General features: G+C 38.3%; 28 protein-coding genes and 1 riboswitch. Of the genes, 24 read left to right on the forward strand and 4 right to left on the reverse strand.

The window, feature by feature from the left end; genetic code table 11:
* The first annotated feature begins 57 nt into the window (after positions 1–57).
* The 13 genes from MKY88_RS10620 (at position 58) to MKY88_RS10680 (ending at position 11,657) form a co-directional block, all read left to right on the forward strand.
* Positions 58–1,302: a methyl-accepting chemotaxis protein gene (locus MKY88_RS10620; protein ID WP_340813579.1), complete on the forward strand. Its 1,245-nt coding sequence runs from the start codon at positions 58–60 to the stop codon at positions 1,300–1,302.
* A 465-nt stretch (positions 1,303–1,767) separates the two neighbouring features.
* Positions 1,768–2,070 (forward strand): urease subunit gamma, encoded by a 303-nt coding sequence (gene ureA / locus MKY88_RS10625; RefSeq protein ID WP_012294325.1) that lies wholly within the window; start codon positions 1,768–1,770, stop codon positions 2,068–2,070.
* 14 nt (positions 2,071–2,084) lie between these two features.
* Positions 2,085–2,453: an urease subunit beta gene (locus MKY88_RS10630; RefSeq protein ID WP_008174848.1), complete on the forward strand. Its 369-nt coding sequence runs from the start codon at positions 2,085–2,087 to the stop codon at positions 2,451–2,453.
* Entirely contained in the window at positions 2,450–4,165 is a 1,716-nt protein-coding gene (ureC, locus tag MKY88_RS10635) for an urease subunit alpha (protein WP_340813580.1), read from the forward strand. The genes MKY88_RS10630 and ureC overlap by 4 nt, the downstream gene beginning before the upstream one ends.
* A gap of 52 nt (positions 4,166–4,217) precedes the next feature.
* Positions 4,218–4,664: an urease accessory protein UreE gene (locus MKY88_RS10640; RefSeq protein WP_328203495.1), complete on the forward strand. Its 447-nt coding sequence runs from the start codon at positions 4,218–4,220 to the stop codon at positions 4,662–4,664.
* Positions 4,606–5,346 (forward strand): urease accessory protein UreF, encoded by a 741-nt coding sequence (locus MKY88_RS10645; protein WP_340813581.1) that lies wholly within the window; start codon positions 4,606–4,608, stop codon positions 5,344–5,346. The genes MKY88_RS10640 and MKY88_RS10645 overlap by 59 nt, the downstream gene beginning before the upstream one ends.
* 17 nt (positions 5,347–5,363) lie before the next feature.
* On the forward strand, positions 5,364–5,993 hold the full coding sequence (gene ureG / locus MKY88_RS10650; RefSeq protein WP_069481191.1) for an urease accessory protein UreG: 630 nt from the start codon (positions 5,364–5,366) through the stop codon (positions 5,991–5,993).
* Positions 5,986–6,792 (forward strand): urease accessory protein UreD, encoded by an 807-nt coding sequence (locus MKY88_RS10655; protein WP_340814820.1) that lies wholly within the window; start codon positions 5,986–5,988, stop codon positions 6,790–6,792. Before ureG ends, MKY88_RS10655 begins: the two co-directional genes overlap by 8 nt.
* 28 nt (positions 6,793–6,820) lie before the next feature.
* Entirely contained in the window at positions 6,821–8,407 is a 1,587-nt protein-coding gene (locus MKY88_RS10660; protein WP_340813582.1) for an ABC transporter substrate-binding protein, read from the forward strand.
* Positions 8,397–9,365 carry an ABC transporter permease gene (locus MKY88_RS10665; RefSeq protein WP_340813583.1) on the forward strand — a complete coding sequence of 323 codons (969 nt, stop codon included), beginning with the start codon at positions 8,397–8,399 and terminating at the stop codon, positions 9,363–9,365. The genes MKY88_RS10660 and MKY88_RS10665 overlap by 11 nt, the downstream gene beginning before the upstream one ends.
* The gene (locus tag MKY88_RS10670) at positions 9,362–10,174 is read left to right on the forward strand and encodes an ABC transporter permease (RefSeq protein WP_340813584.1); all 813 of its coding nucleotides are present in this window, start codon (positions 9,362–9,364) and stop codon (positions 10,172–10,174) included. The genes MKY88_RS10665 and MKY88_RS10670 overlap by 4 nt, the downstream gene beginning before the upstream one ends.
* On the forward strand, positions 10,167–10,913 hold the full coding sequence (locus MKY88_RS10675; RefSeq protein WP_340813585.1) for an ABC transporter ATP-binding protein: 747 nt from the start codon (positions 10,167–10,169) through the stop codon (positions 10,911–10,913). The genes MKY88_RS10670 and MKY88_RS10675 overlap by 8 nt, the downstream gene beginning before the upstream one ends.
* A 12-nt stretch (positions 10,914–10,925) precedes the next feature.
* Positions 10,926–11,657 carry an ABC transporter ATP-binding protein gene (locus tag MKY88_RS10680; RefSeq protein WP_340813586.1) on the forward strand — a complete coding sequence of 244 codons (732 nt, stop codon included), beginning with the start codon at positions 10,926–10,928 and terminating at the stop codon, positions 11,655–11,657.
* Between the two features lie 66 nt (positions 11,658–11,723).
* On the opposite strand, the gene MKY88_RS10685 is transcribed toward MKY88_RS10680, so the two are convergent.
* The gene (locus MKY88_RS10685; RefSeq protein WP_340813587.1) at positions 11,724–12,038 is read right to left on the reverse strand and encodes a hypothetical protein; all 315 of its coding nucleotides are present in this window, start codon (positions 12,036–12,038) and stop codon (positions 11,724–11,726) included.
* A 184-nt stretch (positions 12,039–12,222) separates the two neighbouring features.
* On the opposite strand from MKY88_RS10685, the gene MKY88_RS10690 reads away from it, so the two are divergent.
* Both MKY88_RS10690 and MKY88_RS10695 read left to right on the forward strand, forming a co-directional pair.
* Positions 12,223–12,606, forward strand: a complete 384-nt coding sequence (locus MKY88_RS10690; protein WP_008174827.1) for a PH domain-containing protein — start codon at positions 12,223–12,225, stop codon at positions 12,604–12,606.
* A 272-nt stretch (positions 12,607–12,878) separates the two neighbouring features.
* Entirely contained in the window at positions 12,879–13,055 is a 177-nt protein-coding gene (locus tag MKY88_RS10695; RefSeq protein WP_340813588.1) for a hypothetical protein, read from the forward strand.
* Positions 13,056–13,200: 145 nt separating this feature from the next.
* On the opposite strand, the gene MKY88_RS10700 is transcribed toward MKY88_RS10695, so the two are convergent.
* The gene (locus tag MKY88_RS10700; RefSeq protein ID WP_328203511.1) at positions 13,201–13,533 is read right to left on the reverse strand and encodes a hypothetical protein; all 333 of its coding nucleotides are present in this window, start codon (positions 13,531–13,533) and stop codon (positions 13,201–13,203) included.
* A gap of 715 nt (positions 13,534–14,248) precedes the next feature.
* Here MKY88_RS10700 and MKY88_RS10705 point away from each other — a divergent pair.
* From MKY88_RS10705 to MKY88_RS10715, 3 genes are all read left to right on the forward strand, one after another.
* Positions 14,249–14,518, forward strand: a complete 270-nt coding sequence (locus MKY88_RS10705) for a DUF4190 domain-containing protein (protein WP_445669166.1) — start codon at positions 14,249–14,251, stop codon at positions 14,516–14,518.
* Positions 14,519–14,909: 391 nt separating this feature from the next.
* A riboswitch (cobalamin riboswitch) is annotated at positions 14,910–15,093 on the forward strand.
* Between the two features lie 179 nt (positions 15,094–15,272).
* Entirely contained in the window at positions 15,273–16,187 is a 915-nt protein-coding gene (locus MKY88_RS10710; RefSeq protein WP_340813589.1) for a tyrosine-type recombinase/integrase, read from the forward strand.
* A 713-nt stretch (positions 16,188–16,900) separates the two neighbouring features.
* The gene (locus MKY88_RS10715; RefSeq protein WP_340813590.1) at positions 16,901–17,200 is read left to right on the forward strand and encodes an excalibur calcium-binding domain-containing protein; all 300 of its coding nucleotides are present in this window, start codon (positions 16,901–16,903) and stop codon (positions 17,198–17,200) included.
* Positions 17,201–17,670: 470 nt separating this feature from the next.
* Here the strand turns inward: MKY88_RS10715 and MKY88_RS10720 are convergent, their stop codons facing one another.
* Positions 17,671–18,402, reverse strand: a complete 732-nt coding sequence (locus MKY88_RS10720; protein ID WP_340813591.1) for an AlbA family DNA-binding domain-containing protein — start codon at positions 18,400–18,402, stop codon at positions 17,671–17,673.
* A gap of 286 nt (positions 18,403–18,688) precedes the next feature.
* A complete protein-coding gene (locus tag MKY88_RS10725; RefSeq protein ID WP_340813592.1) occupies positions 18,689–18,919 on the reverse strand; it encodes a helix-turn-helix domain-containing protein in 231 nt (76 codons plus the stop codon).
* 129 nt (positions 18,920–19,048) lie between these two features.
* On the opposite strand from MKY88_RS10725, the gene MKY88_RS10730 reads away from it, so the two are divergent.
* From MKY88_RS10730 to MKY88_RS10755, 6 genes are all read left to right on the forward strand, one after another.
* Positions 19,049–19,306 carry a hypothetical protein gene (locus MKY88_RS10730; RefSeq protein ID WP_340813593.1) on the forward strand — a complete coding sequence of 86 codons (258 nt, stop codon included), beginning with the start codon at positions 19,049–19,051 and terminating at the stop codon, positions 19,304–19,306.
* Between the two features lie 479 nt (positions 19,307–19,785).
* Positions 19,786–19,968 carry a hypothetical protein gene (locus MKY88_RS10735; protein WP_069481203.1) on the forward strand — a complete coding sequence of 61 codons (183 nt, stop codon included), beginning with the start codon at positions 19,786–19,788 and terminating at the stop codon, positions 19,966–19,968.
* Positions 19,969–20,329: 361 nt separating this feature from the next.
* The gene (locus MKY88_RS10740; protein ID WP_340813594.1) at positions 20,330–20,572 is read left to right on the forward strand and encodes a hypothetical protein; all 243 of its coding nucleotides are present in this window, start codon (positions 20,330–20,332) and stop codon (positions 20,570–20,572) included.
* Positions 20,569–20,736, forward strand: coding sequence for a hypothetical protein (locus MKY88_RS10745; protein WP_175423018.1), 168 nt, complete (start codon positions 20,569–20,571; stop codon positions 20,734–20,736). The genes MKY88_RS10740 and MKY88_RS10745 overlap by 4 nt, the downstream gene beginning before the upstream one ends.
* A 43-nt stretch (positions 20,737–20,779) precedes the next feature.
* Positions 20,780–21,265 (forward strand): helix-turn-helix domain-containing protein, encoded by a 486-nt coding sequence (locus MKY88_RS10750; RefSeq protein WP_069481205.1) that lies wholly within the window; start codon positions 20,780–20,782, stop codon positions 21,263–21,265.
* A 219-nt stretch (positions 21,266–21,484) separates the two neighbouring features.
* The gene (locus tag MKY88_RS10755; RefSeq protein WP_069481206.1) at positions 21,485–22,456 is read left to right on the forward strand and encodes a hypothetical protein; all 972 of its coding nucleotides are present in this window, start codon (positions 21,485–21,487) and stop codon (positions 22,454–22,456) included.
* Positions 22,457–22,519: the final 63 nt, after the last annotated feature.

A 22,519-nucleotide genomic window follows, 5' to 3' on the forward strand; every position in this document is an offset into this window, starting at 1 on the left:
GGAATATTCAACTATAATACTGGTATGGAAGTAATATTTTAGTTGGAGGAATTTGTTATGAGTTTACGAAATAAGAGTTTACTTGGCTTTTCAGCTTTAAATGTATTAATGATTATTATTTTATTTTTAGATTTAGCCAATGTAACAACATTAGAATGGCTTGCAACCGTTTTAACTATCTTGGGAATTGCCATTACACTTTCGTATACGGTCTATGTTCATTTTAAAGTGATACAGCCCATCAAACAGTTAACGGAGGCTGCACAAGGGATTACCACAGGCAAATTGGATACAGTTGTCATCGAGGTACATGATAATGGGGAAATCTCTCAGCTAGCACAATCTTTTTTAGATATGAAAAATCAATTACGAACAATGACACAAAAAATTGCGAATAGCTCTACGGATTTATCGACAAGTATTGAAGAACTATCAGCAAGTACAAGTGAAATTACGCTTGCTGTGGAAGAAGTAGATCAGCAGATAGAGAAAACATCAGATGGCTTGAAGCAAGCTGCACAATCCGCTAGTGATAGTGCCCATGCCATGCAAGAAACTGTCGATGGAATTGAACGTATTACCGTTGCCACACAGGATGTTTTTAGTCATGCCAAAGAGGCCAATGAAATTGCCGGGAACGGGGTAGCCATTTTACATGTAGCAAAAGAACAGATGCAATTTATTTCATCGTCTACTGACAAAACAAGTGGACTTATGCAGCAACTATCGACTAAAATGTCAGATATTAAATCGATGACAGATATGATTACAACAATTACCGATCAAACAAACCTATTAGCTTTAAATGCTGCCATTGAAGCTGCACGTGCGGGAGAACATGGTAAAGGATTTGCAGTAGTAGCAGAAGAAGTCCGCCAATTAGCTGAGCAATCGAAGCATTCTGCTACGCAAATTGTTGACTTAGTAGTAGGCATTGAACATGATACAAAACAAGTCGCTTCATCGGTGGAGGAGGATTTGAAAAATGTTCAGCAAGGTGTTTATGTCATTGATGAGGCGACAAAATCATTTGGGACGATCACACAGCATGTAAGTCGCATGAATAACCAGCTTGAAGACATTTCCGCAACAGCCGAACAGCTTTCCAGTAGCGCTAATGAAGTGGCATCAACGGTCATAACTATTGCGGATGGAATGGGCCGATTATCGAATTACACAGAGGCTGTTTTGCAGTCAATGGATGAGCAAACTGCCTCCATGCAAGCTGTCAATCACGTCACACAGAATTTAAGTGTGCAAGCTGATAGTTTACAAAAGTTAACAAATCAATTCGGGGTTTAAGAGGTAGGTGGGAAATTTCAAGGGTTTATAGCCCTGAAATAATGATCCTAAACAAATAAATTTACAAGTTTTTTAGTATAATTTTATTTTCACTTTACTCAACTTGATAAGAGGCTTTTTTACAGTTGATCAATTTCCTGTAAAATAAGCCTCTTTTTTTATGAATTATTAATAAAACTTGTAAATTCACAGATAAATAAAAATGTTGAATTTTTTAATTTAGTTTCTTATAATGGACTAGCTGTTACCTCTATTACTCACTTCAACTATTGCAACCCGCGTTCGCCGGGTCAACAAGTCATTTCTATTTCTCTTCGCATATCCCTTGCGAAATCATAATTTGTAAGACAACAATTAAATGCAAAAAAACTAAATGGTATTAAAAAGCTCATGTAATTGAAAGGAAGTATGCTTCGAAAAACATTATTGAAAGATAATTCTGAATATAGGAAGAGAGAGATTCATTTGAAGCTATCACCAGTAGAACAAGAAAAACTACTCCTCCATGTGGCAGGAGAACTTGCGCTGAAAAGAAAAGCTCGCGGCTTAAAGCTAAATTATCCAGAAGCTGTTGCCCTTATTAGTAGTTTCATCATGGAGGGTGCTAGAGATGGAAAAACTGTTGCACAGCTAATGAGTGAAGCTAAGCATGTTCTGACAGCAGAGGACGTAATGGAAGGTGTCGGTGACATGATTTCAGATGTACAGGTAGAATGTACCTTCCCAGATGGGACAAAACTTGTCACAGTTCACCGTCCAATTCAGTAAAGGAGTGTTGGCAGATGATTCCTGGAGAAATCCGACCAAAAAATGGTGTGATTGAAATCAATGTTGGCAGGGCAACAAAAAAGGTTCTAGTAGCCAATACAGGTGACCGCCCGATTCAAGTAGGTTCACATTTCCATTTTATCGAAGTGAATAGATTTCTAGAATTTAATCGTGAAGATGCAATCGGTATGCATTTAAATATTCCATCAGGGACGGCAGTTCGCTTTGAACCCGGAGAAGAAAAAGAAGTAGAGCTTGTCGAATTTGGTGGGAAACAGCATGTCTTTGGCTTAAATAAACTAACAGAAGGGTCAACTCACCATAAAGATGAAATTTTAGACAAGGCAATTGAAGGTGGCTTTAAAGGAGCGGAAGAAAAATGAAGGTAACATATGAAGCTTACGCGAAAATGTTCGGTCCTACAGTCGGCGACAAAGTGCGTTTAGCCGATACGGATTTGTGGATCGAAATTGAGAAGGACTATACATCCTATGGAGATGAAGGTGTCTTTGGTGGTGGTAAATCATTGCGTGTTTCAATGGGGCAAAACGGTAAAAATACACGCAATGAAGGTGTGCTAGATACAGTCATTACTAACGTCATCATTATCGATTATACGGGTATTGTGAAAGCTGATATAGGTATTAAAGATGGCCGAATTATTGGCATCGGCAAAGCAGGCAATCCGAATAGTATGGATGGTGTCGATCAGGACATGATTATCGGCGTAGGGACAGAGGTTTATGCAGGGGAAGGGCTCATAGCAACAGCTGGCGCAATTGATACACATATCCACTTCATTAGTCCCGATCAAGTAGAAACGGCCCTATTAGCAGGGACAACAACTTTTATTGGTGGCGGAACAGGACCAGCGGCAGGTTCAAAGGCGACAAGCTTAACTGCTGGTGAATGGCATCTACATCGTATGTTACAGGCTGTGGAAGGCTTTCCAATCAATGTTGGATTACTTGGAAAAGGTAGTGCTTCAGACCCAGCACCAATTATCGAGCAAGTTCGTGCTGGTGCCATTGGATTGAAGATTCATGAGGACTGGGGGGCAACACCTTCTGCACTTGACCAAAGCTTAACCGTTGCAGACGAATACGATATTCAAGTAGCCCTGCACTCCGATACATTAAATGAAGCGGGATTTGTGGAAGATACAATCAATGCCATCGATGGCCGTGTTATTCATATTTTCCATACAGAAGGTGCTGGTGGTGGACACGCGCCAGACCAGTTAGTAATGGCATCTTTACCAAATATTTTGCCAGCCTCGACGAACCCTACGAAACCATTTACGACGAATACGATTGATGAGCATTTAGATATGCTGATGGTGTGCCATCACTTAAAGCACGATGTGCCTGAAGATGTCGCATTCGCAGATTCACGTATCCGACCTGAAACGATTGCAGCAGAAGATATTATGCAGGACTTAGGAATATTGAGCATCATGTCTTCGGATTCACAGGCGATGGGTCGTGTGGGAGAGGTGACAATACGGACGTTCCAAACAGCAGACAAAATGAAAAAGCAACGTGGACCTTTACCACAGGATGAGGACAAGGAACACGATAATTATCGCGTCAAGCGCTATATGGCGAAGCTAAATATTAACCCAGCGATCGCACATGGTATTAGCCATGAAGTTGGTTCACTGGAAGAAGGGAAATTAGCTGATATTGTCCTATGGGAACCAGCGTTCTTTGGCGTAAAGGCAGAAGTGGTCATCAAGGCTGGTATTGCCGTTTATGGCATTACAGGTGATCCAAATGCATCTATTCCAACACCACAGCCAATGAAAGGCCGTCAGACTTATGGCTTCTATGGGCAAGGTCCTCAAAATTGTGGCATGACATTTTTACCGAAAATTGCAGTCGAAGAAGGACTGCCAGAAAAATTAGGCTTAAAACGAATGATTGGGACGGTTTCGAATTGCCGAAATATTCGTAAATCTGATATGAAGCTAAATAACGAGACGCCAGAAATTGATGTGAACCCAGAAACATATGAAGTAAAAATTGATGGTGAATTAGCAACATGTGAGCCGGTAGATATACTACCAATGGCTCAACGATATTTCTTATTCTAAGCAATTAAAGTGAGAGTAACAGCCAATAAAAAAACAATGAGGTGCTAAACGTATGTTAATTGACAAAATCATTGGGAATATTGCCCATGAAGAGGAACATCAACAAAAGACAACAGAATGGATTGAGCTAGAGTGGGAGGAATTAAGCAAACGAATTCTTCGCACAGAAACAGATCAAGGTACAGACATTGCTTTACGTTTAGAAGGTGAGGAACCATTAAAATATGGCGATTTATTATTTGAGGATGATCACCGTCGTATAGCAATTCGTACAAAATTAGAGCCTGTCATTGTCATTACACCAAAAGACATGCTTGAAATGGGAAAATCAGCTTTCGAATTAGGGAATCGTCATACACCTTGCCTAATTGAAAACTATGAAATCATCGTACGAGCAGATCATACGATTAATCCATTATTAGATGAAATAGGGGTGCACTATGAAACAACAGAAAGACGTTTCAAGCAGCCATTCAAATACCGTGGACACTCTCACTAATTTATCGATACTGCAACTATTGCAAATTCATGATTCGGCATTTCCAATAGGTTCATATACACATTCCTATGGTATGGAAACGTATATTCAGGAAGATCTCATTCGCACAAAGGAACAATTAATCGAATTTTGTCAGGGCTATTTATTTCATAATTTAGTGCACGGTGATGCGATTCTTATTCAAGAAGCGTTCTATGCAGCAAAAGACAGAGATATTGCTCGTCTTACAGAGCTGGATGAACTTTGTGGAGCTATGAAGCTTGCCAAGGAATCTAAAGAGGCGAGTGTCAATGTAGGGAAGCAATTTGTGCGAACAGTGACACCGCTTATGGAATGCCCTTTTTTATCGCAATGGAAGGAAAAAATCGAGCGTGAAGAAGTGAAGGGACATTACGCCGTGCTTTATGGAATCTATTGCGAGGCGCTAGGTATCAATGTCTTTCACGCTGTGATGACCTTTATGTATGCTTCAATTAGCGGCTTAGTACAAAATGCTGTACGTGCAGTACCGTTTGGTCAAAATACAGGTGTCCAAGCTTTGAATGAGCTATTGATTTCGGTAGAAGAAGCAGCGCAAACAGTGATGTCATTAACGATGGATGATTTAACGAATAATGCGTTAGGGATTGAATTGGCTTCCATGAAACACGAGTTTTTATATTCCAGATTATTTATTTCATAGAAAGAGAGAGGATAAGAATGAAACCAATACGTATTGGTATCGGCGGCCCAGTTGGGTCAGGAAAAACATCATTAGTAGATCAATTAACGCGTGTGATGCATGAGCATTATCATGTAGCGGTTATTACAAATGATATTTATACAAGGGAAGATGCTCAATATTTAATAACGAATGGTGTTTTAGAGGAAGATCGTATTATTGGGGTGGAAACAGGTGGTTGTCCTCATACAGCTATTCGTGAGGATGCATCGATGAATTTTGCAGCGATTGATGATTTAAATAAACGCTTCAAAGATTTAGATATTATTTTCATTGAAAGTGGTGGCGATAATTTATCTGCAACATTTAGTCCTGAGCTAGTGCATGGCTATATTTATGTAATTGACGTGGCAGAAGGACAGGATATCCCACGTAAAGGTGGTCCAGCGCTAACACGTTCAGACTTACTGCTAATCAATAAAACATCATTGGCGCCTCATGTTGGGGTGGATCTAGAAATAATGGATCAGGATGTGAAAAAAATGCGTGGTGGTCGTCCATATATTTTTGCAGATGTTCGTTCACAAACGAATGTAGATAAGGTGGTTGAATGGATTCAGCACCATATGCTACTTGAAGGTGCCGAAGCCATTGACAACCATGCTTAATCAACAAAAAATAAATCATTTCGGCAAATTAGAAATGGCCTTTGAGCCTAGGAGGGGCTATACACGACTAGTTCATGTGTACCAGCAGCCTCCCTTAAAGGCTAGCCGCGAATTATATGAAGGTAGTGATCCAACTGCTACAGTATTTTTAATGGAATCCTCTGGTGGGATGGTAGCGGGAGACCGCAATGAAATCAACGTCAAACTGGCGCCAGAAAGCCGAGTAAGGCTGAAGCAACAATCGGCATTGAAAATCTATCCTTCGCATACAGGCGATCATTGTACCCAGGCTATTACAGTTGAGATTGCTGATGAGGCACGGTTAGAATGGCTTCCTGAAGTGACCATTCCATTTGAACGAGCCAAGTTTCAAGCGGATACAACCATTCGCATGAAGGAGAGCTCGACATTAATTTGGGGTGAAATTATTGCACCAGGTCGAGAAATGCGAGGGGAGGTCTTTGATTATCAAGCCTACCAATCTAAATATAAGGTGTATGTAGAGAATAAACTAATTGCGTTTGATTCTATCCATTTTAAGCCACAGGAAATGAATTTTGCAGCGCTTGGCTTGCTAGAAAAGGCCCTCTATATCGGTTCTCTATGGATTGTGTCACCACTAGTAAAAAATCTTAATATAAGAGATTTGCAGGATTTGATTCAACAGGAGCAGTCTCTACAGGCAAGCGTAACAAAGCTAACAGATCAGGCGATTCATTGTAGATGGCTCGCCAAAGAGCAACGAACACTTCACAAGGAAATAAACCGTATGTTTGAACAAATGACAGCATTACTGTAATTTCTGTTGTGATAAAGGAGATAGTGAATTGAAAAAGTTTACAGTATGGATACTTCTAATGATCCTTTGTCTTGCAGGCTGTACGAAAGAGTCCAGTCAAGGCGAAGAGAAACAGTCATCTGCTTCGTCATCTTCTCAGGCAAATGAGCTTGTTTTTGCTTCAGAGTCTGAGTTTGCAGGTTTAAATCCTCTTTTAGAGGAAACGAATTTGGATGCCTTTTTATTTAGAGGTTTGATGCGTTTCGATGAACAAAATGTACCTATATTTGACATTGCTAAAAGTATTAATATATCAGATGACCAGATGACATATACAATTGTGATTAATGATAATGTGACATTTCATGATGGACAGGCTTTAACAGTCGACGATATTATTTTCACCATTGATAGTATTCTTGACGATGCGAACGGCTCCTATTTAAAATCAGATTTTATCCATGTGACGAGCATGAAAAAAATCGACGACACGACAATGACCATCCAATTAGATGAACCATTTACGCCGATGCTAGACAAATTAACTGTACCTATTTTACCAAAGCATGCCTTCAAAGGACAGGATATGAGAACCGCGCCATTTAATCAACAACCAATCGGTGCCGGCCCTTATATGTTTGAACAATGGGATAAAGGGACAAGTCTGACACTCAAAGCATTTCCTACTTTTTATGGTACAAAAGCTTCAATTGAACAAGTTATTTTTAAATTTATCCCTGATAGCAATGTGCGTGCCTTACAGCTAAAATCTGGTGAGGTTGATATTGCGTTACTTGATCCCAATCAGGTAGAGGAACTGTCAAAAGTAGAACATTTAAAAATGTACGAGGTTGAATCCGCTGATTATCGCGGTGTTTTATTCAATATGAAGTATCCTATTTGGAAGGATGTTTCATTAAGAAAAGCGATTAGTTATGCAACGGATCGTGCTGGCATTGTAAAAGGTATTTTACATGGCTACGGCACAGAAGCTTATTCGCCTCTACAAAAACATAATTTTGTGAATGAAAATATCGAACATTATACTTACGATGTACAAAAAGCAAATGAGCTGCTCGAGCAGGCAGACTGGCAATTAGCCGATGATGGTTTCCGCTATAAGGATGGCCAAAAATTAACTTTTACCATTACCGCGCCAATTACTGATACTGTGCGTGTGAATATGGCCAATTATGTGGCAGAGGGCTATAAAGCTGTTGGGGCAGATGTGAAAGTTGCTGCACTAGATTGGAGCAATATTGTCATCGAAGAAACAGAAGCCTTTATGGTTGGATGGGGAAGTCCATATGATGCGGACCATCATACGTACAGCCTATTCCATTCGGGAGAATCCAGTCTCACAAGTGCTGGCTATAATTACGGCAGCTATGCCAATGCAAAAGTAGACGCATTGCTGGAGGAAGGTCGTACTACGGTCGATCCTGAGCAACGTAAGAAAGTCTATATGGCATTGCAGGAGGAGCTAGCTCAAGATCCACCGTTTGCCTACTTTGCTTATGTAGATGCTGTCTATGGTATCGATAAACAGATTAGTGGTGTTAAAGAGCGAATTTTAGGTCACCATGGAGCAGGCTTCTTATGGAATGTCGAGGAGTGGAAATGGAATGATCGCTAAATGGCTTGGGAAGCGAGTGATAATGGGGACAATTGTCCTCATTATCGTGAGCTTCCTCTCTTTTTTCATGATGCATGCCGCTCCTGGCAATCCCGCAGCAGCTTATTATGGAGGCAATGCCCAAACATTAACGACGGCTGAGAAAGAGCGTATTGAACAAGCCTTTGGACTCGATCAACCCGTTCTCTTACAGTATGGGACTTGGTTAGGTGAAGCATTACAAGGTAATTTAGGATACTCAGCTAAAGAGGGAAGGCCTGTTTTGACGATTTTACTTGAGCGGCTACCCAATACGCTACAGCTCGTTACTCTAACGTTAGTCCTAGTAACAATTGCCTCTATTTGGCTTGGCTTACAGGCTGGCCTGAAGGAGGGCTCATTACTCGACCGTGGACTTTCTATCTTTAGTATTGCTAGCTCCGCGATACCACCATTTTGGCTAGGCATATTATTCATCATGGTCTTTTCTATAACATTAGGTTGGTTTCCGTCTTCGGGAATGAATGATGTGCGAGGCGATGGAGGGTTCGGGGACCGTTTATATCATATGGCACTCCCACTAACAGTCCTCGTTATTTCCCATGTTGGCATCTTTGCCCGTTTTTTGCAGGATAGTGTGAAAGTAGAGAATCATAGCTACTATATACAAGTGGCACGTGCTAATGGAGTATCTGAACGTGAAATTCGAAGTATAATTTTACGAAATGCAGTCATTCCTTATATCAATTATGTCGGTGTGACCATCCCATCATTTTTCGGAGGCTCCATTGTGGTCGAAACATTATTTAGTTGGTCAGGCTTAGGTCAGCTTTTGGTAAAATCCGTCATGATCAGGGATTTCCCCGTTTTGATGGGGGCTATATTGATCATAGGCGTGGTTGTGGTCATCTGTTTATTCGTCATTGATATACTGATGATTGGTTTGAACCCTCGATTAAGAAGAGGGGGATTTGTGTGAGAAAACAGCGGAAGTACCCGATCTTTTGGTTTGTGCTTTTAGCTCTCATTTTTACAACGACCATTTTTTCTTCATTATTAGTGCCTTTTGAGCCTAATGTAATGGATATGAATCAAATTTATCAAGCACCCAATGCCACACATTTATTAGGGACTGACCAGCTGGGTAGAGATGTTCTTTCGCGCTTATTAGTCGGGGGAAAGGTGACGCTACTCATTGCCACTGTGTCGGTTGTGCTATCTAGCATAATTGGCATCATCTATGGGGGCATAAGCGGTTATTTCGGCGGTGTCATTGATGCTGTAATGATGCGTATTCTCGAAGCCTTTTTAACAATTCCTTCATTAGTCATCGTCCTAGCTCTACAGGCTATTATGCAGGGCAGTGTGTGGCGAATGGCGATGATTATGGGGATCACTGGATGGTTTGTTACGGCTCGTATCGTCCGCTCTGAGTTTATCCGATTAAAGGAACAAGAATTTGTGCAGATGGCGAAAATGTTCCGCACGCCGTTATGGAAAATTCTCTTGGGGCATTTATTGCGTAATAGTATCCCTGCGATATTTGTGGTGACCATCTTTAATTTTGCTGGGGCTATTTTTACTGAAGTTTCCTTAAGCTTTTTAGGAATTGGTGTCCCACCAGCTACTCCATCATGGGGAACAATGCTGTACACAGCACAAAATGATTTACTTGTAGGGGCTTGGTGGATGGGACTTTTCCCTGGGCTGTTAATCTTTATAACGATTTTATGTGTGCAAGTTATTGGAGGTACTTTCAAACAAGGAGGGAGCCGATCGCATGTTTAAGGTTGACAATTTGGTTGTTCGATTATCCGGCAAATCCCTTATTCAAGGTTTGACTTTTACTGTGCCTAAAGGGCATATTACCGCTATTATTGGCGAGAGTGGTAGTGGCAAAAGTACGACTCTTTCAGCTCTGCTTGGGATGCTGCCAGCAAGAGCAAGTATGGAAGGTTCGATTTTATTTAATGAAAAAAACATCATGGCAATGTCAGAACAGGAGCGTGTGGAGCTACGCAAAAAGCATTTCTTTACCATTTTCCAGGATGCCACGAATAGTTTTTCACCAACCCAAAAAATGAAGCAACAACTCTATAGGTTGACGGCTTCGAGGCTAGGGCAAAAGGAAGAGGAATTTTTAAGTAAAATCACTGCCATTTTAAAGGATTTAAACTTACCAGAGGATGTGTTAAATCGCTATCCATTTGAGCTTTCAGGAGGCATGCTACAACGCTGCATGCTTGCCTGCGCCTTCTATAATGAACCAGATGTTTTGATGGCAGATGAACCGACCTCTGCTCTAGATATGCTCCATCAACAAGAATTTATCAAATTGCTAAAAAATCTCCATGCCCGCCTTGGGACGACCATTCTACTAATTACGCATGATTTAGGAGTTGCTAAAATTGCTGATTCTATTCTGGTGATGAAAAATGGCGAAATTGTAGAAAGCGGGCAAATGTCGGAAATTTTTAGGGAGCCCAAGCATCCATACACGAAGCGGCTTGTCGCTCATCATTTTTAGGAGGCGTTGTTATTGTTGCTTCACGTTAATCATGTGAATAAAAGCTATCGAGCAGGACAGCAAGTATTAAAAAATATAAACCTAACAGTGGGAAAAGGTGAAATCGTAGGGCTTGTGGGAGAAAGCGGTAGTGGCAAAAGTACTTTGGCCAAAGTGATTATGCAGCTAGAAAAGCCTGAAAAAGGGGCTGTGTTTTTTGAAGATCAATTAATGACAAAGCAAAATCGCTCATATTTTTATAAAAATTGCCAAATCATTTTTCAAAATGCTACGGCTGCCTTAAACCCCGTGTGGACAGTCAGGGAATTGTTACGCGAGCCCATACAGGTGGCATACAAGTCTTTCACTGACTGTGAACTACAGACAATGCTTGAAATGGTGATGCTCTCAACAGATATTTTAAAAGCCCTGCCTTCTGAGCTAAGTGGAGGGGAGCGACAACGGGTTAATTTACTAAGATCGATTTTAGTCGAACCCCAACTATTAGTATGTGATGAAATCGTTTCGAGCTTAGACCGCTTGATTCAAAGAGAGATGATCGATTTATTAATGACTTTAAATAAAGAAAAAAACATGGCGATTTTTTTTATCTCGCACGATTTAAAGGCCGTTTCGTATTTGTGCAATCGCATTTATGTGATGAAATCGGGTGAAATTGTTGATGAGAGCCGTAAATGTGAAGGTGGCTTTGCTTTTACAGACAAGTATGCGCAAATGCTCTTTCAAGCCGTAGAAAACGAATAAAATATCCATGTTATAAATTGAAGATAAACCGAAAAACACTTTCCTTTCTTGAATGGAGAGTGTTTTTTATTCTTGTACCAATGATCTTAGTGGGGCGGTCAAATCCTCAGAGATGCTATAAATTGTATGGGTATCCTTTACGTTCATCAACGTACTTTTTTGACCTATTTCCCCTAACCAAAGATGAAAGCCATATTGGTTTCCAGCCGTATCCACTACTTCTACATCCAATTGTGGGGCAGCCATATTGACAATCCCCTCATTTCTCACAGCTGTCGTCATTCCTTCATGGAATATGTTGAGAGAATCCTCATATCCTTTCATACAATCAGTATGCACAGAGCCAAATTCAACGCTGTTAGAAATGCTGACCTTAGCCAATTTGCCAATTGCTAGCTCTTCATCCGTACAGCCTTAAACAACTGTAGCTAATAGGGACATGACAATGAATAGGTATGTTCGCAATAAACCTCCTCCTTACACGATAATAATACAAAAATTTGGAGTCGTAGCTCGGTCCTCTTCATAATATAGTAAACAAATAAAAGCTGAAAGGAGATAAATCATGGGGTTATTTGATGGATTAATCGGCAATGCAAGCGAGGTGAATTTTGAAAAATTACAGGAGGAGGTCAATGATTTATTAATTCCAAACGAAACCATCAAAAATGCCTATAAAATTATTAGAGACATATTTATTTTTACGAATAAACGATTAATCCTCATTGATAAGCAAGGAGTGACTGGCAAGAAAACGGAATACCATTCGATTCCCTATAAAAATATTGTCCATTTTTCAGTAGAAACGGCAGGTACATTTGATTTAGATGCTGAGCTAAAAATATGGGTATCAGGCAGTTCATTACCCATCCAAAAAAACTTCAATAAGGCGACCAATATTTATAAAGTGCAAAGTGTTTTAGCACAGTATGTTTTAGGCTCGAATTGATGGAATAATAGTAGTAACAATAGTAAAACACATCCAAAGCCCGCATGTATGCGAGGCTTTTTTTGTTGTGCTTTGAAAGGGGTAGTAAGGATGGGGAAAAACCTTCGCGTAACTGATACTAGTCCTTCTCTATTCTTTGGAAATCGAACATCAATTAAGCGCTAAATAAATTCACCTCTCATCCTGTCATGACTTGGATGCCCTCTTAAAATGAAAGCTTTAACAGGGAGCTAATTAGTCAAAATCCTTCCAGAAGGAGGCTGGGCTCACAAGTGCGTCTCACTGTGCCGATGTTTTTATACGAAGATGATGCTATTTTGTATATCGGTGATAATGAGATTTTATTCAAGTGGGATGATGAAACAAGCTCTATCTTCTCCGAATTGGATACAGCAGATCTTATCGAATTGCTAGCGATCCTTGCGCAATCACAGAAAGAATTAGCTTAAATTGAATCATACTCACGCCAACTGGCTTTAGCGATGAATACGAAGAATCGTTGCGCCAACAGTGGTCATTGAAAACTAGGTGCCCCAATGCCTAGTTTTTCTATTCTAATAAGCAGAATATCCGTTAATGGAATAGAAAAATCCATCATAAATATTGAAGAATTAAATTATATAATGCTATGGAAAGCCCTAAAATACTAGCTTTCATTTTAGCTGGATGATTTTTTTTACTTCGAAACAAGTAAAAGAATACTACTATAAATCCTAAAGGAATCCAAAGCTGAAAGATACCATCTTTTGTGCTGCGAGAAAAGATTGGAGCAATGTAAGTACTAATTAGAAAGTAAAAGTAAATACTAAAACGTCTTGTTTCTAATTGCTTGCTCCACTTTACTAAAAGGAAAATAACGATTATTGCGATAATCGTAATATGTAAGGGTGGTAGAAAAATAGAACCGCCACCAAATTTAAATTCCACTATGTATTCCCTCCTTTATTACAGTATATCACCATTTATAGTAAAAATTGTGTTTTTCAAGGGAATCTCATCCAGAAAGGTGTTTGAGTTCGGGTATATATAGTAGGGAGTTTATCGCCTTCATTTCGCCTTTATAAACGTGGCTAAGAACAGCTTTATTTCGCAAGTAGACGTATTTATCATACGAAGGCTAGAACGCTTAAAACAAAGGAGAATTTACGAACTAGTTTTAAAATAGTGCAAAAAACTCCTTATTACGTTATTGGCTGTAGCTGAAATGTAACGCAATTTATTCATAGAGCGAACGCAAGAAGGTAAAGCAATCGCAAAACAACGCGATGATTTCCACGAAGGTAGACCGAAGAAATTTACGAAGGAGAAACTCAAACACGCAATGAAGTTATTAGAAAGCAATAGCTACAAAGAAGTAGCAGCAATAACTGAAATCTCTGTCACAACTTTAGCGAGAGAAAGAAGAAAACGAAAAGCTAACGAATTGATTAACGATTGAGCAAACGTGTTTGATCGATTTTTTGCTTGAAAGTTCGTGACCCCAAAGTCCTTTATTCTGAATGTGCTTTCTAGTCTTCTTACTTTGCGCATCAATTTTAACTATATTGTAAAATAATAGATTTTTTTCAAAAAGATTGATAAAATTTACATAACGGAACTGGTTTGTTGAAGAAATGTGAATAGTAAAACCTTATAGTGAAGGGTGAGAAAAATCGTTGAAAAAATTGAAACGAATAGTAAATCTATAATTTCATTAACGCTTGGTATTCTTTCTATTATAGTACCACTTATTGGATTAGTTCTTGGGATTCTCGGAGTAGTTTTTTCAAGAATAGCAACAAAGGAAATTTCTAAAAGAAATGAAAATGGTAGAGGATTAGCAATTTCTGGTTTGATTTGTAACGTGATTGGGATTATCATTCAAACCTTTGCAGTATTGTCTATTATCGCTTTTTATTCATTAACAAGTTAGTATTGCAGGTTCTTATTTACTAACGGGTGCTTTAGCTTACTAGTTGACCTCAGAAAATTTCACTTTAACTGAGGCGGTCAATCGCAAACTACAGTATTGGCAATGATGAACGTCACAATATTTATAAAGTAAGTGTAGTAGAGTTTGTGTGTACGCTAATGAATGGAAAATATTTAATTGAGGATGCATGTGATTTAGCAGAATTAACGAATTATAGGGAAAGAGAATAATAAATAAAATAAGTGTCACTTCAATCCGAGATAAACAAACTACAAGATAAAGTTTTAAAAATTGGAATATTTTATGTTATTTGACATTCCTTATAGACTACCTTACAATTGATTTTAATAGTCTATAAGGAATGTATAGAACATTTCATTCCTTCACAACTGAATAGCGTGTAGTAATAGGTGTAAATTGCGTGCAATTTACTTAAAAGGGAAGTCGGTGTGAATCCGACACTGTCCCGCAACTGTAAATGTGAGCGACTTTTCAGCAACCACTGTCAAATGATGGGAAGGGGAAAAGTGGCGATGACCATGAGTCAGGATACCTGCCTAGTTACGAGTACACACCATAAACCTACGAGGAATAGCTTTTTACTATGGGATGGTGATACGCTACAAACATTGTCATATCAATATTTTCGAGTCTACATAATGAGATTTAGGATAGTGGGGTTACGCAGCCACTTTTCTAATTAACGAAGACACTTTCTTTAGATTAATGAATCTAAACGGGGGGTGTCTTTTTTGTGTTATTAAAATTTGCTATACAGGATTTTTTGGATGAAAAGGAACTGCAAAATCTAAGTAAACATACTTTGCATAGTTACAGGGCTTTCTTTAGGGAATTTAAAAGATGGCTATATGAAAAAGAGATAGTTGATGTAGATGATATTACACCTAAAATTATCAAAAATTATCTCGTTTATTGTAAAAACGAACGTGGAAACACAGCACCTACTATAAATACGAAACTGAAACATTTGAAAGCATTTTTCAATCATTTACAAGACAATGAGTTTTTGTTGAAGAATCCAATGATCAAAATAAGCAAGATGAAAGAAGATACACAAATTGAAGTCTTTACGGATATCCATATAAGAAAAATGTTGGCATATTACAGGAGAACAAAAGGGAAGGATAAGCAATTTATAGCTTTTAGGAATAGTTGCATTATTACCACATTACTTGGCACAGGAATACGTATTGGAGAGTTGTTAAATTTGCAATGGTCGGATATTGATACAGAAAACTACTTAATGACTATTTACGGAAAAAATCGTAGACAAGAAACTGTACCGCTAACATCAAAGGTACTACAAGAATTGTTGGAATATAAGCTGTTCTGTGAACGGCACTTTGGTAAATTGTCAAATTTTGTATTTGTAAAGTACAACAATACACAATTGACCTACGATTCGATTAAAAACATGTTTATGAAGTTACAAGAAGTCATGAACTTTACTGATGTTCGACTTTCAGCACATACGTTTAGACATACTTTTAGTCACCGATTTTTGATGTCGGGCGGAGACGTATTCACACTTCAAAAAATTTTAAGACATAAAAATCTCAGTATGACAGAAAAGTATCTTGCACTATGGGGAACGGCTCTACACGAACAGAATGAGAAATACAATCCATTGAACGATTTTGATTTATAGATAAAAGAAAAAGCCTAGCGCTCGCAACGCTAGACCTTTCTTATTCCGATTTAACACAAATATGCCCGCCAGCATAAGTGTTTCACCCATAATTGAATATGAGCGATGATATGCCTTCATTTTACTTGAAAAAAAGATAAAATGCAAAGGTCTAGTTTCCTATTGTCATTTTAGGAACGCTCACTGACGAGAAGCCGTTAAGCGTCATTAAAAAACACGTCAGGTTACGCCGAGCCTCCGCAATAAATTCGGCTATATCGCATGTCAAGCCGTTTCCTGTTACGGTTGCGACGAATAGGTGAGCGCCACCATTAAGGGCGCGGCATGGTTTATCGGCTAGTTACGGCTAGGGTAAGCATGTACAAGCGGACAATCAGCGTACAAATACGCTCAATTAAGGACTACCGCACGTCTAGGACGATAAATAGACGAGTACATACGGATAGAAATATCCCAATCTAACAGGAGCATACGAGCCACCCAGGACGTCACTATGACGCTGAAATATGCGGTTGTTACTTATTGTTGCTATTCACGTATTTCTACGAGTCTAGCGATAATAGGTAACCACTTTGCGCCGATTTCCCGGAGCGAGCAGCTATTCTGCTGAAAATGGGTGCGATTGTCAAATATAATATCTAACTTTCTTTTAATGATATTTTGTTATAAAGTAAAATTAAGGTAATATTAGTTACATTAAGTAGGTGCTTTTAATGAAAAAGAATGAAAGTGTAAAGACTGCACTTGGCTGTATGATAGGATACTTTATGATGGTTACTGTCGTACTAGTAGTGTTGAAGAGTATTGCTATTTATAATGATAATAAATCGCCTTCTAATAATGATGGGAATTATTTTAATTATGAAAATATATATTCACCATCTGATCGTAATTGTGATGATTTTTCAAGTTCTTACGAAGCGCAAAAATTCTATGAAGCAAACGGTCCATCTGATCCACATGATTTAGACAGAGACGGGGATGGTAAAGCCTGTGATTGGGGAACAAATTAAAATTTTATGACAAATCATAATCCAGCGTAACTATCAGGGGTCAGAAGTAGAAACTACGTGTATTGATTCGAAAGGATCACGATTAAACAAGGGCATACAATACGGATACCTTAATTGAGGATTCATGGAATCGGCTGTCTATGTTAGTTGATTCTTTTTGAATTGCTAACGTAGGCAACCGAAATCTGCGCCAAGCCGTTCTCCTTATTTCGGCTTCATGATAAAGGAGCATCAATCTCAAGTAAAGATATAAAAGATGACATTAACCATTTATTATAGTTTTCTTTTAACTAAAAACAAATCTGATGTACATAGTGTGTTTTTAATATCCATAATGGATAATTGGAGTTGATAATTTTTTAAACCATGGCGGTAGAGATAAAAGAAATTAGATTTTTCTTCAGGAATAGAAAATCCAACACTGAAATTTCTGATCTCATTTGGTTGAAGTATAATGTATTCCTGTTTTTTCATATCTCTCCAATCACTAGATTGGTCAGTTTTACAAAGAGATTGCACCACAACTGAGGTTCATCATCTAAAAATAGTGTTATTTCTCCAGAAGTAACAATATTCGTTCTTTGACCAGAGTTTAGTATACTTAAATTTATTGCGAAACCCCTGTTTGTAGAGTAATTTTGCTCAAATGTCATGGTTACTTTAGGAATAAATAAATCCAATTTATAGTTGGGTATACTTATGTTTCTGTTAGAATACATTAAATCTAAATCAAATTTATCGGCTGGATATGTTCCTGTGGACTTTCTAATAGGTATATAATTTTGTATTTCTTTTTTACTAGTTTTATGATTTTTGATAACATGTGGTTTATTAAAAGATTCTCTAATTTCCACAACAATCAAGTTTTTATTTTCAATGGTATATGGATAGAATTCTACTGTGAAAGGTTCTTGTACTTTACTATATATTAAATTTCCGAGTTTAGTTGGATCATTAATTTTTTTATTTGCTGGAAAAGGTGCATCAAATACTTCTCCAGTTTTTTCGTCTATACCAATAATAATATATCCATTTTCTCCAAAGGTATTTGCTAGTGCAGTAGTATCCTTAATGAATTCCGAGATACCTATTTCTTCGTTTAAATTCCACCATTCTTTTTTTAAATCTAGTTTAGGTTTTTCTATGATTCCGCCATTTCGAATTGTACGGAGATATTCTTGGATTTTTGATTCTGTAATCATAAATGAAACTCCTTCAAAATTTTATTTAATTTGATTTGATTATACCTGTTATTTACATAATATTGTAATGTTATAAATCTTAATTTTCAGGATAAATTTAGAAGTGACTGTAATAGGGAGAACAGATAATTTAAAGTGAAACAAGAAAACATCTTAAGGATGTTAATTATTGTTGAATAATCATGAAAGAAATAAAAGATATGTGGAGTAGCTTTCGTAAGCATATGGAGAAGTATGGGGCTATTTACTGTCAAGAATACTAGAATGGGGAATAAGACGATAGCCGTTATTGGCCGTCGTCTTTTTTGTTTGGTTCTAATTCAATTAAATCGTTTATGCTTTCCAATTGTAATGCATGACATAACTTTTCTAAATGTTCAATTGATAATCGATCTACATAGCCTCTACATAAATTTGAAATTGCATTAGGTCTAATTTCAGCCATTTCAGCAATCTGTGCTTGTGTCATGTTTCTTTCTTTTAGTATCTCAGCAAGTTTAATATGTATTTTTCTCATTACATCCAGTCCCTTCACGACTATTATATCCATTATTGTATCGGTTTATTACCTATTCGTAAATAAGTGTTGACGTTATATCGTGTATGCGATATTATAATATTAACAAATGAAACAGGAGGTTGTTTTATGAATACACAAATGCAAATTTTCGAAATTGAGCCAGGTTATTCGTATGTTGTAGAAAGAACTCAGCTATTTGACGGGGTCTATTTAGAGGTATTCAAGCAGCCAGGATACGAAGATGATGCAATCCTTTACATCGGTGATAATGAAATTTTATTCAAATGGGATGAGGAGGCACGTTCAATCTTCTCCGAATTGGATACAGCAGAAGTGGTTGAACTCTTAGCTATTTTGGCTAAATCACCAAAATTATTAGCTTAATACGTAATTTAAGCATAAAAACTACGGTATCGGACGCTGATACAGGAATTTAATACGGTGAATTATACGTAGTTTGTACCGGAGTGGCAGTTTCCAGACGTAAAGGCACGTCTTACTCCACCTTTTAGCGTGATTGGCGCACGACTAACATTAATGGTGAAGGCAACTTGAAACGTGATTGGGCGGATCCTGACACGTTTACATACATTCGAGAATATACAGCATAGTTGCGGATTGGCGACGGACGATCGAGAGAGAAGGATAACGGAACGTTTTGGCGGACGTTCTTAGCGTGATTTATATAGATGGGAAACGGTCTTTGCTGCAACATCGACCAACGAGGCTAGAGGCGGCTGCAAACGTTTCTAGCCTTTTGTTTTCCTTTGCTAGACCCGTTGATTTAGGCGTGTTAGCATCGCAAGTCGACGTATTTATCACCTAAAGTGTTTCGACGCTAAATCAAAGGAGGAATGAACGGTATGAGTGCCGCAACAGGTATCATAAATATCCAACGAAAACTATTCGAAAAGACTGGACGTAAAACTGACGCGTACTACAGCGAAGGTCAAGGCGCTCTTTACGTATTCATGGGTGAACCTTTAACGGTCGCTAACGTAATTTACGCAGCGTCTGAAACGGAACTTATGATACACGCAATTTAATTTTTCCGCAAAGTTGTCCCAAAAACAGAGGTTTTAGTGTGCAGTATATAGTAGAATGAAAATTTTATAAAAAGTGATATCAAATTAAGATTTTACCGGGCAGTAAGAAGTAGGAAGAAAATTATCAGAAACATGTCCTAAACTGAATTTTCATTCGGGTATACAAGGAAGGAGGCAATTTTTTATCGGAAGTGTTAACGAAAATAAATTTTACTCGTGAATATATAGTAAGAATTATTTTTGAAATTTTGTCCCAAAAAGAATCATTTTACGGGGTGTATATAGTAGGAGGCAATTCCGTCGATCAATCGGCGTTCACTAACAACCAAATAAAAAACAAACAAAAAGGGAGAGATAGATAATGCAATTTCCACCAGTTGTATACGATTTAGTCAAAGAAGTAATGGGGGCAGATCATAAATATGATGTAGTAGATTGGGATTTGGATAGAGTTTATTTAGAAAACAATGAGACAGAGATGATAATACGTACATGGAACATCACAGAAGCTTATGTTGATTGGACGTTATTTGAAATTGTAAACGATAGAGGTAAGGAAATCTCTGCAGGAACTTATTTCTATAAAAGTGAGGTACACGCATGAAAACGAAAGCTATCCGATCACTACGGCTTGCCAACGAGCTTGCCGCAAGTGGTCATCGCATATTAAAAGTAGAGCCTAGTCGAGAGTCACCTGCCTATCAGGTATTCATTTTCGAAGATTCACCCGCATTACAAACGATATTGACACACGCACGCAGACGATAATTGTCCGCAGCCAATCTACTAAACTGCTAAAGGAGACGATATTGTGACGGATACTATAAAAGATGTACAAAAGGCTTTGCCTTACGACTACGACGGCGGTTGGGTAGCTGTTCAAAATGCTGTTTTAACCGTTTACACATTACACCCGGATTTTAAAGCAACGACTTTGTTAGTTTACGCGTATTTGTTAAAGAACTATAACATCGGGCGGCGATACAGTTGGCCATCGTTTGACGCGATGGAAATCGATTTAAATATAAGTCGTGGTACTATATCTGCAGCCATTCAAACGTTATGTGATTTAGGTATGATTAATATTTTTAAGCGTGGTTCGCGTGGTAGCCATGCTTATACATTCAATGTGTTGATTGATGACGAGGTAGAGTTTATCACGCGATTCCCGGATGCGATTCCGAATTACGAGAAGAAGTTGGCTAAGGTCGAGCGTATCGATGCGAAAAAAGCTGCTTTTGATAAGTTGATTCCGGTACGTGGTCAGGACATTGAATTGTCACAGTCTGATTTTTAGACCTCGACTATCTCGTTTATTAGTATATATAAAGACTTAACGATAAAGACCTAATGTATAAAGATTTAAAGATATTCCGCTATTTGCAAAAAGACGCAAATAGACGGGCTAGTAATATCGCTAAATATATTATTGATTGTAGATAAAAGAGAGATAGAGCAAAAGAAGGCTCGCAGTCTAATTTTTAGACTATGAGAATAACCAAGGGGGATTCAGCCAATGACGAAAGCAGTCGCAGCTAAAATGAGAGCCAGTAAAACAACGTTCGCACTAATCGAGTATGCCGAAGCTGAAAAGAAATTAACAGGTATTCCAGTCACTTATGAAAACGTCTATCCTGGATCGGTATTCACTCATAAAATACTCACAGCGTACCATCACGTCAAGACTAGCGAAGATATGCCGAAATCTAAAAGTCCGTCAATACTTGAGCGGTTTGCAAATGTAGATGACGTACCACTGAAAACTGCGAAGGTTACAACGTTGGAGGGGATGGCAAGAGAGTTCGCTAAATTGTCGGAGCATCTAGATCGTAAGAGTATTCAAGCAAATCCGCCTGTTAACGATCGTGCTTACGTAGAACGTTCCGAATTTACAATTACAGATTTATATAACGATTTAATGTCAAGAATCGAATGGTCACTGTTTCGATATATGGCGTTGGTTTACACGTTTGGATTCGATGCTTTGCCGTACTATTCTACCGTGCTGGATTACTCGTATTACGTTAAACAGCGTAAGAAGTTTCGAAGATGTAAGTATATGTTTTGTTTGAACATGTTCGCTATAGAAGATAACTTCCGGGATGCGAAATCAAAGCGAGTAGATAGCCGATTCTGCTGCGATGCATGTCGCAAAGCCTCGCATGAATCGAAAAAGCGATTCGATAAAACAGGCTCGTATTTACCGATTGAGTATTATTTGCCTTTATATAGTGAGTCGATAGATGATCGGTTTAGACTTCGTGAGGAAACACAGCCATCCTATAAGGTTGAAACGGAGATAATGAAGAAGAAGCCTATGTTCAAAGCGAAACTGAAAAATGAAAGTTATAAGCATGGAGAAATGGTCAAATATAAAACGTTGGCCGAAGCTAAACAAGCCCAAATAATTGCTGAAAAAGTTGATAAAATAGCCGTTTATCGTCAGATTATCCGTCAGACGAACCCCTATATTAGTGAAGGGCAATAGCCCGCATTTATTTTTAAGGTAGTAGCGTCAATATTGAACAATAGAATACAAAGGAGGACAAAG

Source organism: Lysinibacillus sp. FSL R7-0073 (assembly GCF_038009065.1).
Lineage (GTDB): Bacteria > Bacillota > Bacilli > Bacillales_A > Planococcaceae > Lysinibacillus > Lysinibacillus fusiformis.

Coding starts and splice junctions, on each gene's coding strand:
- MKY88_RS10725 (WP_340813592.1), bottom strand. CDS start 18,919: ATGAGAAAAATACATATTAAACTTGCTGAGATACTAAAAGAAAGAAAC.
- MKY88_RS10630 (WP_008174848.1), top strand. CDS start 2,085: ATGATTCCTGGAGAAATCCGACCAAAAAATGGTGTGATTGAAATCAAT.
- MKY88_RS10745 (WP_175423018.1), top strand. CDS start 20,569: ATGAAAACGAAAGCTATCCGATCACTACGGCTTGCCAACGAGCTTGCC.
- MKY88_RS10645 (WP_340813581.1), top strand. CDS start 4,606: ATGAAACAACAGAAAGACGTTTCAAGCAGCCATTCAAATACCGTGGAC.
- ureC (WP_340813580.1), top strand. CDS start 2,450: ATGAAGGTAACATATGAAGCTTACGCGAAAATGTTCGGTCCTACAGTC.
- MKY88_RS10620 (WP_340813579.1), top strand. CDS start 58: ATGAGTTTACGAAATAAGAGTTTACTTGGCTTTTCAGCTTTAAATGTA.
- ureG (WP_069481191.1), top strand. CDS start 5,364: ATGAAACCAATACGTATTGGTATCGGCGGCCCAGTTGGGTCAGGAAAA.
- MKY88_RS10665 (WP_340813583.1), top strand. CDS start 8,397: ATGATCGCTAAATGGCTTGGGAAGCGAGTGATAATGGGGACAATTGTC.
- MKY88_RS10735 (WP_069481203.1), top strand. CDS start 19,786: ATGAGTGCCGCAACAGGTATCATAAATATCCAACGAAAACTATTCGAA.
- MKY88_RS10740 (WP_340813594.1), top strand. CDS start 20,330: ATGCAATTTCCACCAGTTGTATACGATTTAGTCAAAGAAGTAATGGGG.
- MKY88_RS10715 (WP_340813590.1), top strand. CDS start 16,901: ATGAAAAAGAATGAAAGTGTAAAGACTGCACTTGGCTGTATGATAGGA.
- MKY88_RS10755 (WP_069481206.1), top strand. CDS start 21,485: ATGACGAAAGCAGTCGCAGCTAAAATGAGAGCCAGTAAAACAACGTTC.
- MKY88_RS10720 (WP_340813591.1), bottom strand. CDS start 18,402: ATGATTACAGAATCAAAAATCCAAGAATATCTCCGTACAATTCGAAAT.
- MKY88_RS10655 (WP_340814820.1), top strand. CDS start 5,986: ATGCTTAATCAACAAAAAATAAATCATTTCGGCAAATTAGAAATGGCC.
- MKY88_RS10730 (WP_340813593.1), top strand. CDS start 19,049: ATGAATACACAAATGCAAATTTTCGAAATTGAGCCAGGTTATTCGTAT.
- MKY88_RS10640 (WP_328203495.1), top strand. CDS start 4,218: ATGTTAATTGACAAAATCATTGGGAATATTGCCCATGAAGAGGAACAT.
- MKY88_RS10690 (WP_008174827.1), top strand. CDS start 12,223: ATGGGGTTATTTGATGGATTAATCGGCAATGCAAGCGAGGTGAATTTT.
- MKY88_RS10675 (WP_340813585.1), top strand. CDS start 10,167: ATGTTTAAGGTTGACAATTTGGTTGTTCGATTATCCGGCAAATCCCTT.